The sequence below is a fragment of the Corallococcus sp. AB049A genome (assembly GCF_003668885.1).
GTDB classification, from domain to species: domain Bacteria; phylum Myxococcota; class Myxococcia; order Myxococcales; family Myxococcaceae; genus Corallococcus; species Corallococcus interemptor.
Window position 1 is genome coordinate 18,826 of record NZ_RAWL01000052.1, and the last position, 11,577, is coordinate 30,402.

The 11,577-nt window shown below is 69.8% G+C and carries 8 protein-coding genes; 2 read left to right on the top strand and 6 right to left on the bottom strand.

From position 1 onward, the window contains the following. Nucleotides 1-13 precede the first annotated feature (13 nt). Nucleotides 14-2,500, bottom strand: coding sequence for an RND family transporter (locus tag D7X55_RS08365; RefSeq protein ID WP_233609699.1), 2,487 nt, complete (start codon nucleotides 2,498-2,500; stop codon nucleotides 14-16). A gap of 476 nt (nucleotides 2,501-2,976) precedes the next feature. Here D7X55_RS08365 and D7X55_RS08370 point away from each other — a divergent pair, with 476 nt between their 5' ends. Then, on the top strand, nucleotides 2,977-5,463 hold the full coding sequence (locus tag D7X55_RS08370) for an RND family transporter (protein ID WP_120548425.1): 2,487 nt from the start codon (nucleotides 2,977-2,979) through the stop codon (nucleotides 5,461-5,463). A 121-nt stretch (nucleotides 5,464-5,584) separates the two neighbouring features. Further along, nucleotides 5,585-6,262: a sterol desaturase family protein gene (locus tag D7X55_RS08375; protein WP_233609705.1), complete on the top strand. Its 678-nt coding sequence runs from the start codon at nucleotides 5,585-5,587 to the stop codon at nucleotides 6,260-6,262. Here the strand turns inward: D7X55_RS08375 and D7X55_RS08380 are convergent. From D7X55_RS08380 to D7X55_RS08400, 5 genes are read right to left on the bottom strand one after another with little or no spacing between them, the layout of a single operon-like run. Beyond that, nucleotides 6,189-6,770, bottom strand: coding sequence for a fused DSP-PTPase phosphatase/NAD kinase-like protein (locus D7X55_RS08380; RefSeq protein WP_120548427.1), 582 nt, complete (start codon nucleotides 6,768-6,770; stop codon nucleotides 6,189-6,191). The genes D7X55_RS08375 and D7X55_RS08380 overlap by 74 nt on opposite strands. Nucleotides 6,771-6,788: 18 nt before the next feature. Beyond that, nucleotides 6,789-7,784: a hypothetical protein gene (locus tag D7X55_RS08385; RefSeq protein WP_120548428.1), complete on the bottom strand. Its 996-nt coding sequence runs from the start codon at nucleotides 7,782-7,784 to the stop codon at nucleotides 6,789-6,791. After that, nucleotides 7,774-9,003: a GtrA family protein gene (locus D7X55_RS08390; protein ID WP_370450177.1), complete on the bottom strand. Its 1,230-nt coding sequence runs from the start codon at nucleotides 9,001-9,003 to the stop codon at nucleotides 7,774-7,776. Before D7X55_RS08390 ends, D7X55_RS08385 begins: the two co-directional genes overlap by 11 nt. A 4-nt stretch (nucleotides 9,004-9,007) precedes the next feature. Continuing rightward, entirely contained in the window at nucleotides 9,008-9,943 is a 936-nt protein-coding gene (locus D7X55_RS08395) for a phosphatase PAP2 family protein (protein ID WP_120548430.1), read from the bottom strand. Beyond that, on the bottom strand, nucleotides 9,921-11,255 hold the full coding sequence (locus D7X55_RS08400; RefSeq protein WP_120548431.1) for an inositol-3-phosphate synthase: 1,335 nt from the start codon (nucleotides 11,253-11,255) through the stop codon (nucleotides 9,921-9,923). Before D7X55_RS08400 ends, D7X55_RS08395 begins: the two co-directional genes overlap by 23 nt. Nucleotides 11,256-11,577 lie beyond the last annotated feature (322 nt).

Genomic DNA, 11,577 nt, shown 5'->3' on the forward strand with positions numbered 1-11,577 from the left:
ACGACGCCTCGGCCTAATGAAAGGGCGTGGGCCGGTGAGGACCCTGGCCTCTTCCCATGAGGTGCTCACCCCGGAGCCGTGGGGGAACCGCGCGGTGGCGCCGCTTGCGCTCGGAGAGCACCAGCAGCAGGGCCGGGAAGGTCACCAGCATGATGAGCAGGTTCATCCCGAACCCCACGTTCGCCAGGGCGCCAATCGAGTTGAGCCCCGGGTGATCCGCCAGCAGCAGCGCGCCGAAGCCCACCGCGCTCGTGAGCAGGCCTCCGCAGATGGCCTTGCCCGTCTCCGAATACACCCGCACGAAGTCGCTGCCCGGCGACGCGAGCCGCGTGATGAGGTGCACGCCCGCGTCCACCGTCGTCCCGATGAGCACCGGGATGACCAGGATGTTGAGGTAGTTGAACTCCATGCGCAGCAGCGGCATCAGCCCCAGCACCGCGAACAGCGACACCACCGTGGGCATCAGGCACAGCAGCGCGCTGCGCAGCCCGCCCAGCGTCACCCACATGGCCAGCAGCACCATGAGCGTGGAGCCCAGCAGGATGTACGGCGCCTCGCGCGACACGGTGTCGAAGATGTCCGCCTGCACCATCGCCTCGCCCGCCACCACCGCGGTCCGGCCATCCGGCAGCGCCACCCCGCGGACCTCCTTCGCCAGCCGGCGCATGGCCTGGCCGTTGGACTGGTCCGCGGACGGATACACCAGCACGAAGCCGGTGCCCGGGCCGCCGCGCCCCTGGAACTGCTGGCGCACGCTGGAGGGCAGGTCCGCCTCCGTGAAGGGCTTCGCCCGCACCTGCCTCCTCAGCTCCTCCAGCCGTCCGCGCTGCTCCGGGGTGAGCCGCCCTTCGGGCACGTCCTCCAGCAGCCTCCCGATGTCCTGGAGGATGGCCTGCTTCTCCTGCTGCCGCTCCGGCACCAGGCTCGCGAGCGCCGCCACGAAGTCCACCGTGGAGGACTCGCCCCGCTGCCGCTTGCGCTCCTGGAGCTCGCGCACGACGGCCGCCTCCTCCTCGCGCGAGTGCGTGAGCACCACCAGCGGGACCTGCGAATAGCCGATGAGCTGGTTCACGGCGCGGTCCAGGACGAACGAGTCCAGCCGCTGGTCCTGCAGCGAGGAGATGTCGTAGTCGAACCGCACGCGCGGCAGCTGCGTGAGCAGGCCCACCACCACGAGCGCGGACACGGCGGTGAGCAGCCCGCGCCGGTGGGTGATGACGCGGCCCAGCGGCGCCTCCGTCGTCTCCGTGGAGGAGGGTCGCGGGTTCCAGCCCCAGCGCGACACCAGCCCCAGCAGCGCCGGCAGCACCACCACGTACGCGAGCACGAGCACCAGCATGCCCACGCCCGCGATGACGCCGAACTCGCGGAACGCGGTCAGCTGCGACGTGCCCAGCACGAAGAAGGTGAGCGCCGCCACCAGCGCGGACACCAGCGCCGCGCCTCCCGTGTGCGTGAACGACTCGCGCGTGGCGCCCTCCGACGAACGCCCCTCGCCGCGCAGCGCGAGGTAGCGGCCCAGCAGGTGGATGCCGTGCTCCACGCCCAGGCCGCCGAGGATCGCGCCCAGGAAGGCCGTGAGCAGGTTCACCCGGCCATACGCCACGGCCACCAGGCCGTACGTCCACGCGAGGCCCGCGCCCACCGGCGCCAGCACCAGCCCCACCGCGAGCGCGCCCCGGAAGTGCAGGAACAGGTAGAGCAGCACCAGCACCGTGGCCACGGTGGAGGACACCGCCACGTCGCGGGTGATCTGCGCCTGTTGATCCATCTTCTTCTGGAACGAACCGGTGATGGCCGTGCGGAAGCCGGGGCCGTACTTCGACAGGTCCTGCTGCCGCAGCACGCCCTGCACCTCCTCGACGATCTTCGTGGAGAAGGTGAGGTCCGCGGAGGACACCTCCGGCTTGGCCAGCACCACCACGCGGCGCGCGGAGGGGTCCAGGTAGTAGTCACTGGGGTGGCTGGACAGGCGCGTCACCGCGTTGCCGCCGTACTTCTTCTCCAGGTCGGAGAAGTCCAGCGACGGAGGCGGGTCGTCGTCCAGCGGCACGAAGAGCGGGTTGGCGCGCGCCTTCTCCCAGGTGAGGCGCGCGTCGATGCGGTGCTCCACCTCCTTCAGGTCTTCTGGCGACAAGAAGTAGAGCGCGTGGCTGCGGAAGAAGCTGCTGGGCCGGGTGATTTCCACGTAGCGGATGCCCGGCAGCGCCTCCAGCTTCGGCGCCAGGTCCTCCGCGAAGCGCTGGAGCTGCGCCGGGTCCCCGTCCTCGCCCACCACCACCACCCAGCCCTGCGCGCCAAAGCGCTGCTCCAGCGTGTGGATGGCCTGCACGCTCTGGAAGGATTGGGGCAGCAGGTCCACCAGGTTCGCGTTGAGCGCCAGGTGACGGGCGGACAGGAGCCCCACGACGGACAGCACGAGCGCGCAGACGAGCGCGATGACGGGGCGGCGGTGGTTGTGCGCGGCCAACGCACCCATCGTGCGTTCCACGCGGTGCATCCACGAGCGCTCCGCGGATGAAGACGGGTTCGAGCCCATGTGTCCCGGGCGCCCGCGCTCCGGGAGCCGGCACTGGCCGGACCGGGGCCGCGCGGGCGGCATCCCCTCCTCGCGGCGCCTGCTTCCCGGCAGGGCCCGCGTCGAGGCAAAGCTGCCCATCCCGCCACCCTCCGGCACACCCGCGCGAGGGGCCGGGCCCCCCGGCCGCCGGTGTCGGCAAGCCTGGGGCAAAATGCCTCAATCCCCAGAGGGGCGCGGATCCGCTGGCATGGCTCGCGCGGCGGCGGCATACATGGCGGCGTTTGTTGATGCGCCCTTTGTTCCCCCGGGCAGGGCGTCCGGCCGGCGGAGGCCCCGGGCCGATGCCTGGACGCACGGTGGCCCGGGGCATATACGCGTGAGCGGCCCGGTTCGTTCGGGCTCAAGGTTGTCCCCGGCCGTTACGCGGCGCGGGCCTACAGCAGGAAATCACATCCATGAGTGAGACGCGGTGGTCCGGACGGTTCGAGGCGGCGATGGGCTCCCTGGCGGCCCGCAGCCACCGCAGGCCCTGGGTGGCGCTGTTCGTGACGCTGGTCCTCACGGGTCTGGGCGCCTTCTTCGCGCGCGACCTGCGCCTCAACGCGGACCTGGCGAACCTGCTGCCCAAGTCGTTCCCGTCCGTCCAGGACCTGGAGAAGCTGCGCACGCGCTTCGGCGGTCAGGGCAACGTGGTGGTGGCCGGCATCGGCGCGGAGCCGGAGCAGCTCAAGCAGTTCGTGGATGACCTGGCCCCGAAGCTGGCGGCCCTGTCGGAGATCCGCTTCGTCAACGCGCAGCGGCCCAGCCAGTTCTTCGAGGAGCGCGGCCTCTACTACGTGGACCTGCCGGACCTGAAGACCATCGAGCAGCGCATCGACGCGAGGTTCGCGTGGGAGAAGGAGCAGGCCAACCCGCTCTTCGTGCGCCTGGAGGAGGAGCCGGCCCCGTCGCTGGACTTCAGCGACATCCAGCAGAAGTACACCGGCGGCGCGAACATGCGGCTCGCGGGGCAGGGTGGCACGTACTACCTGGATCCGCAGGAGCGCATGGTGGTGATGCTCCTCAAGGCCAAGGGCTCCTCCGCGGACCTGGGCTACTCCAAGAAGGTCATCGCCCAGGTGGAGGACTACCTGGCGAAGCAGGACCTGTCGAAGTACGGCCCCGGCTTCCACACGGCCGTCACCGGCACGTTCAAGAAGAAGATTGATCAGCAGGCGGTCATCACCGGCGACCTGGCGCGCGCGTCCACGCTGGCGCTGGTGCTGCTCCTGGCCTACCTCGTCTTCCACTTCCGCAGCGCGCTGTCCGTGGGCCTCACCATGGTGCCCGTGGTCGCGGGCCTGTCGTGGACCTACGGCTTCGTGGGCATCGCGTACGGGCAGGTCAATCTCCTGACGGGCTTCCTCGCCGCGGTGCTGGGCGGCCTGGGCGTGGAGCACGGCATCCACCTGCTGGGGCGCTGGGGCACGCTGCGCTCGGAGGGCATGACGTCGGAGGAGGCGGTGCGCGAGACGTTCCGGCACACGGGCTTCTCCGCGCTCATCTCCGCGCTGGTGGCGGCGCTCACGTTCCTCTCCCTGTCGTGGTCGGAGTTCAGGGCGTTCCACGAGTTCGGCGTCATCGCGGCGGTGGGCATGATGGTGAGCGTGGCGTCGTACCTGCTCATCCTGCCGGCGCTGCTGGGGCTGGTGTCGCGCTGGGGCTGGGTGCCGCGCGAGCACCAGGCGCAGTCCGGGCCCATGGCGATGCTCGCGCGCTTCCTGCCGCGCCACTACCGCGCGGTGGCCATCGTCATCGGCGTGGGGCTGGTGGGGCTCATCAGCCAGGCGTACCGGGTGAGCTTCAACTACGACTCCACCAAGCTGGATGACGTGTCGCTGCCCAGCGTGCGGCTGGACCGGCGCATCGACCACATCCTGGGTTACTCCGCCACGCCGGTGGTGGTGCTGACGGACTCCGAGTCCATGGAGCGCGAGGTCGTGAAGCAGCTCCAGGCGCGCAAGGAGAAGTTCGGCAAGGAGTCCACCATCGACTTCGTGGGCGCGCTGGAGGACCTGGTGCCGCCGCAGCAGGAGGAGAAGCACGCGCTCTTGCAGTCCATCCACCAGAAGCTCCAGCGCATCGACCCGGAGCGCGTGGACAAGGCCCAGCGTGACGACCTGCTGCGCGCGGTGAAGATGACGGCCGCGAAGCCCTTCGTGCGCGAGGACCTGCCGGTGGGCCTGCGCCGCCAGTTCGAGCCCGCGGCCGGCCAGAAGGGCGGCGTGGTGCTCGTCTACGCGAACGTGAGCCTGTCGGACGGCATGGGCACGCGGCGCTTCACCAAGGAGGTGCGCAACCTCCAGATGCCGGACGGCAGCCAGGTGTCCGCGGCGGGCGAGGCGCTCATCCTGGCGGACATCCTGGACATGGTGGCCTCCGAGGGCCCGCGCATCCTGGTGGCCGCGGTGGTCAGCGTCTTTTTGGCCATGTGGCTGACGCTGGGGAGCTTGCGCAACGCGGTCATCTGCATGCTGCCCACGCTGCTGTCCATCGCGGCGCTGGTGGGCCTGATGTCGCTGATGGGCCTGCAGTTCAACTACCTGAACATCGTCGTCATCCCGGTGCTCATCGGCACGACGGTGGACGCGGGCGTGCACCTGATTGAGCGCCTGGGTGAGCCGGGCGCGGACTTCGTCACGGTCTACGCGGAGACGGGCCGGGCCATCACCGGCGGCCTGTTGACCAGCGCCATCGGCTTCCTGGCGCTGGTGTTCGCCAAGCACCCGGGCCTCAACTCCATTGGTGACCTGGCCAACCTGGGCTTCGCGGTGAACATGGTCATCGTGCTGGTGGGCTTCCCCGCGCTGCTCTTGCTGGTGGACCGCTGGCGCAACAAGCACAGCAGTGCCACGTCCACGCCGGCGAGCGGCGAGGGCACCGAGCACCCCGCGGAGAGCTGACGCCCTGCGGTCGTACCCGTGCGGACAGGAAGGCCCCCGCTGATGAAGCTGGGGCCTTTTTCATGTGGATTGGCGCGCGCCATGCCCGTCCCAACCTTCGTCCAGTATGGGGCGCGCATACGTGAGGTATCAGTCCGGCCGGATGTTCGAGAACGCCTTCATGGAGGCAGCCTCGAAGCTGCACCCGGCGGTGCCGTTCTTCCTCTACATCCCGCTCACGCTGGGCCTGCTCGTGTGGGGCCTGTCAGGGGGACGGACGACGGTGGGGCGGGCCCTGCTGTTCATCCCGCTGGGCCTGCTGACGTGGGTGCTGATGGAGTACTGCATCCACCGGTTCTTCTTTCACTGGGAAGGCAAGGGGCGGCTCACCCAGCGGGTGCATGAGATTGCCCACGGCTACCACCACAAGTACCCGGACGACGCCCAGCGCCTGGTGATGCCGCTCATCGTCACCGTCCCGCTGTCCTCGCTCATCGGGGGGGCGCTGTGGTGGGTGGGCCGCCCGGCGGAGATGCTCCCGTACTTCGTGGGCATCGTCTGGGGCTACGTGACCTACGACACCCTCCACTGGGCCACGCACCACCGCACGCCGCGCACGGCCTGGGGCAGGGCGCTGCGCGCGCACCACATGGCGCACCACTTCGCGACGCCGGACCGCAACTTCGGCATCAGCAACCGGTGGATGGACAAGCTGATGGGGAGCGGCGCGCCACGCCGCAAGGCCGTCAGGCCGCCTGCTCCGGCACACCCGTCCACGCCGCCACGAAGTCCGCAAGGCCCCGCAGCTGCCGGTCGTTGAGCGTCGCCTGCCAGCGCGCGTGGCGCACCGCCCGGTAGGCCTCGGGTGCGTCCCAGCCGCGCGCCACCATCACCGCCAGCCCCATCAGCGGCCCGCGCCCCACGCCGTGCTCGCAGTGCGCGTACAGCACGCCGCCGGCATCCAAGCGGGGCAGCGCCCAGCGCACGCCTTGGGACAGCTGCTCCACCGACGGCGGGTAGCGGTCCGTCACCGGCAGGTTGAGCAGCTCGATGCCCAGCGCGGCCAGCGCCTCGCGGTCGTCACAGCGCTCCGCGCGCAGGTCGATGACGCAGGTGATGCCCCGGGCCTTCAATTCGCCGTAGCGCGCGCGGGACACGCTGCCGCCCACGTGCAGCCACGGGTTCACCTGGGACACGTTGAGGGCGCGCTTGCCGGGCAGCTTGGTGGTCCACTCCACCCCGCGCGCCACCACCCGCAGCACCTGCTTGCGCACGAACCCCCGGACACCCGGGACGTGATGCACCGACCGAAGCAACGACTCGCTCACGCGGAAATCCCCTGCCTGCTACTCGCCTTCCACCGACACTTCCATCAACCCCTCCACCGGCGCCTTGCCCGGACGCTCCATCACGCCCCGGAGCAGGTACGTCACCGGCGAGCCCACCACCGGCCGCACCAGCCCGCCCAACACGCCCAGCGACTCCACCGGCGCGCTGCGCTGGAGGAGGGAGGTGCCGCGCAACGTCATCGCCGTCTTGCCGTCGCGGTCGGTGAGTTCCGCCCGCCACGTGCTCTTGTCCTTCGTTCCCGTCTGCGTCACCGTGAAGGACTCCAGCAGCCGCGCGGCCCCCTTGTCCTCCCAGACGTACACGGGCGCGTAGTCGCCCTCCTGCCCCTCGCGCCCCAGCACCACCGCGTACGGCGGGCCCTTGAGCGCGCGGAAGCGCACCCAGCGCTTCGCGAGCTTCGCCGGCGCCACCGTGCTGCGCGAGTGGTCCGCGTACCCGCCGCCCTTCAGCGTCACCGCCTCCCGCAGGGGCACGCGGAGCGTCACCTTCACGGGGCTGCCGGCCACCAGCACCTCGTGGCGGTAGCGGTCCTTGCCGCTCTCCACCACGGAGCCTTCCGGTGACCACGGCTCGGGCTTGCGCGCGTACTCCAGCTTCACCTGGCCGTTGTCCAGGGGCGCCTCCACCGTCAGGCCCGTGTCCGTGGCCCGGGCGAAGCACTCGCCCATCTTCAGGGTGTCCAGGGCCGGGTCGTAGCCCCAATCATTCGCACCCATGCGCTTCTGCGGCGCCCAGACGGGCTTGCCCGGCTGCAGCACCGTGGCGCGGCAGAGGCCCGTGCGCGACCCCGGGCCGATGTTCGTCACCGACAGGCTCACCGCCACGTAGGTGCCGTCATCCGTGTCCGCCACGAAGTAGAAGCTCTCTCCGTACCGGTCGCTGGAGCTGTAGGACAACCCCAGCACGCCGCCCGCCGCCGCCACCCCTGGAAGCGAAAGCAGGGCCCCCACCAGCAGGGCCCTCAAGCCGCGGGCGAGCGTGTCACGCCGCATGGGGCCGCTGCTCCAGGAGCTCGTCGGAGTTGTCGTTGAAGACGTAGTCGCGCTGCAGCGGCAGGTTCCACGCGAAGTAGACCACCCCGCGCACCACCCACCAGCCCAGCGTGTACGCCAGCTGCGGGTGCAGCGTGAGCAGCGCCACGCCGCCCGCGTTGAGCAGCGCGCTGGTCGCGCTCACCAGCGTGTAGCGCGCCAGCTGCGGCGCCACCGCGCCCTGGCTGCGGAAGGTGATGACCCGGTTGAGCGTGTAGTTCACCACGCCGCCCAGCACGCAGCCGGCCACCGTGGCCCACACCGGGGAGAGGCCGCCCCACTCCACCATGCCCAGCACCGCCACGAAGTCCACCGCCGTGGCGATGGCGCCCGCCGCCGCGTTGAAGCCGAACAGCGCCACGCCCGAGCGCTGCTTCACCGGCTTCTTGGGCGTCAGCGCCCGCACCAGCGTGCGGAAGCGGGACACCGCCGTGACGTTGCTCAGGATGGCGACGAAGACGAGGCCCGCCACCGCCAGCCAGTGCATGGGGTGCTTCTCCGTCGGCCAGAACAGCGCCTCCAGGATGGGGGACAGCGCCGTGCCCACGCCCAAAAACAGCACCCGCTCCAGCCGCTGCATCGCGCCGTCGCGCACGCTCACGCCCAGGCCCTCGCCCTTGGCGCGCACGTACGGCACCAGCGAGGAGCCCATCAGCGCGCCCAGCGCGGGCAGGAGCACCCAGGTGTCCCGGTAGTACCAGGCCAGGCCCATCAGGATGGCGGAGTCCACGTACCGGTCCAGCACGGAGTCCAGCGCCGCGCCCGCGGGGTTCGCCTCCTTGCGGGTGCGCGCCACGCGGCCGTCCATCACGTCCAGCACGCCCGCGAAGAGGAAGAGCCAGCCGCCCAGCGCGAAGCGGCCCGCCGCCACCGCCACGCCGGAGGACACGCCCAGCAGGCCCGACAGCATGGACAGCGCGTTGGCCGGGAGGCCCGAGCGCAGCAGCACCTTCCACAGCGGCTGGATGACCCAGAAGAAGTAGTGGCGCAGGAAGAAGCCCACCAGCACCGACTTGCCGCGCGTCAGCGTCTCCGCGTCCTGGGGGATGCCCTTGATGGCACAGCGGATACAGAAGAGCACCAGGCCCACGAGGAAGTACGCGACCGCGAACAGCGCGGGCGCCAGCGCGGTCCAGATGCGCGCCGAGGGGGACAGGTCTCCACTCAGCAAGGCCAGCATGTTGTCATGCACGGGTGTTCCCTCCAGACGGCAGGGTCACGGGCGCCACTCCTGGCGCTTCCATGGCCCGTCTTGCGAAGACAGCCCTCACGACGACGAAGGCCACGACCGCCGCGATGCTTCCCGCGAGCACGTCGAGCACGTAGTGGTGCGTGAGATACACGGCGGAAAAGGCGACGAGCAGCGCGAACAGGATGGTGCCCACCCGCCACGCCGGGCCCTTGTGCCACAGGACAAGCACCATCATCAGCGGGTAGGCCGCGTGCAGCGACGGCATGGCCCCGAAGACGTTGGGGTTCTTGGCGTAGAAGTTCGCGAAGTAGCGGATGCCGAAGAAGGCGTCGAAGCGCGCGGTGCCCGCGGGGCTGGGCGGCGCCGACAGGTCCGCGAGTCCCGGCCCGTACTTCAGGATGTACCAGGGGGGAGCCGCCGGATAGATGACGTAGGTGACGACGCCGATGGCGTTCACCACGAAGAAGGCCCAGCACAGCTGTTCGAACCGCGCGTCCTTCTTGAAGAAGAACCACAGCGCCACGAGGAAGACCTCGTAGATGTAGGCCGCGTAGGCCCAGCCGCACAGCAGGTCCAACGGGGTGTTGGGGTGACGCGACCACCACTCGGGCCAGTGCGTGCCGCCCGGCGCGGGGAACAGCACCTTCTCCAGGTTCCACAGGTCGCCGGTGTGGATGGTGCCGCGCAGCCACAGCCACAGCGGCTGGCTGTCCAGGATCATGCCGGTGAGCCACAGCGGGAACGCGCCGCGGAGGAACCGCCGCGGGCCGGCGCCGGCCCAGGCCAGCACCACCAGCAGCAGGTCCGCCGCGACGTGCTCCCACCGGACTCTTCCGGTGGAGACCACCAGCGCGAAGTGGCCCGCCGCCATGACGGTGACGAGCCACTTGAACGCGGAGTCGTTCTTAGCGGGAGAGCGGGAGGTCATCCCCGTAGTAGTCCATCCCCAGGTGCGTGATGGGCTCTTCGCCCGCGACGACGCGCAGCGTGTTCTTCAGCTTCGTCAGCTGGATGAACAGGTCGTGCTCCACCGGCAGGCCCGGGTGGGCCATGGGGCTCTTGAAGTAGAAGGACATCCACTCCTGGATGCCGCGCCACTCCAGCCGCTTGGCCAGGTCCATGAACAGCGCGATGTCCAGCACCAGCGGCGCCGCCAGGATGGAGTCGCGGCAGAGGAAGTTGACCTTGATCTGCATCGGGTAGCCCAGCCACCCGGTGATGTCGATGTTGTCCCAGCCCTCCTTCGCGTCGCCGCGGGGCGGGTAGTAGTGGATCGACACCTTGTGCGAGTACTTGTTGTACAGCTCCGGGTACAGGTCCGGCTGCAGGATGGTGTCGAGCACGCTCGACTTGGTCACTTCCTTCGCCTTGAAGGCCTGCGGATCATCCAGCACCTCGCCATCCCGGTTGCCCAGGATGTTGGTGGAGAACCAGCCCTCCAGGCCCAGCATGCGCGCCTTGAGCGCCGGCGCGATGACCGTCTTCATCATCGTCTGGCCGCTCTTGAGGTCGCGGCCCGCCACGGGCACGCCGTCCTGCTTGGCCAGCTCCTGCAGCGCGGGCGTGTCCACGGCCGCGTTCGGCGTGCCGTTGGCGAAGGGCACGCCTTCCTTGATGGCCGCGTACGTGTAGAGCGCCGTGGGGTTGATGTCCGGGCTGTTGCTGTCCAGCGCCTTCTCGAAGTTGGCCAGGGTCTGGAAGGCCTCCGGCAGCGGGCGGAAGGTCTCCACGCTGCTGCACACCACCATCACGGCGCGCTTGGCGTTGAGCTCCTTCTTGAAGTCCCGGATGTCCTGGCGGATGGCTTCAATGCTCTCGCGGTGCGTCTTGGTCGCCTTGATGTGGTTCGCCGCGATGCGGCGCACGAACTCCGGGTCGTGCACGCCCGGCTTCGGCTTGATGCCCTGGAGGAAGGGCTTCACCTGCTCCAGGTGCTTGTCGGAGAGCACGCCCGAGCGCACGGCCACCTGGTAGGCGTCCTCGCTGATGATGTCCCACGCGCCGAAGACGACGTCGTCCAGCGTGGCCAGCGGCACCAGCTCATTGAGCTTCACGGTGCGGCCGTCGGTGCGCTTGCCCAGACGGGCCGTGCCCATCTGCGTGAGCGAGCCGATGGGGGCGCCCTTGCCCTGCCGCGCCAGCTCCACACCCGCCATCAGCGTGGTGGAAACCGCGCCCAGGCCCGGGATGAGCACCGCCAGCTTGCCCTCGGGCTTCGCGACCTTCTTCTTGTTCTCCATCGTCCTGATTCCTTCGAATGGCGGGAAATCGCTCCGCCCAATGAGCGTCTCCGAGTCCGTTCCATCCGGCGCCGGCAAAGATGCCGGACGGAAGGTGGAAAATCTCGAAAGCGGATGGTTGATACTCTAAACCGTCTGTCACTTCAACGTGATGTGAGGACGGTGTCCGGCTCGTACCACGGCGGCGGTCGGTGCATGACTCGGGCCGAGGGTGGGTTACAAGCCAGGGCGAACGGCGCTGTCAGAGAAACAGCAACCACGAGACAAAAGTCTGACCCACCACGGCGAGCTCCCTGGGGGCGCACGCCGGGTGGGTCGGGGT

Excerpts from the sequence above, each read along its gene's own strand:
- D7X55_RS08365 (WP_233609699.1), bottom strand. The coding sequence starts at position 2,500 with ATGCACCGCGTGGAACGCACGATGGGTGCGTTGGCCGCGCACAACCAC.
- D7X55_RS08370 (WP_120548425.1), top strand. The coding sequence starts at position 2,977 with ATGAGTGAGACGCGGTGGTCCGGACGGTTCGAGGCGGCGATGGGCTCC.
- D7X55_RS08385 (WP_120548428.1), bottom strand. The coding sequence starts at position 7,784 with ATGCGGCGTGACACGCTCGCCCGCGGCTTGAGGGCCCTGCTGGTGGGG.
- D7X55_RS08390 (WP_370450177.1), bottom strand. The coding sequence starts at position 9,003 with ATGCTGGCCTTGCTGAGTGGAGACCTGTCCCCCTCGGCGCGCATCTGG.
- D7X55_RS08395 (WP_120548430.1), bottom strand. The coding sequence starts at position 9,943 with ATGACCTCCCGCTCTCCCGCTAAGAACGACTCCGCGTTCAAGTGGCTC.
- D7X55_RS08400 (WP_120548431.1), bottom strand. The coding sequence starts at position 11,255 with ATGGAGAACAAGAAGAAGGTCGCGAAGCCCGAGGGCAAGCTGGCGGTG.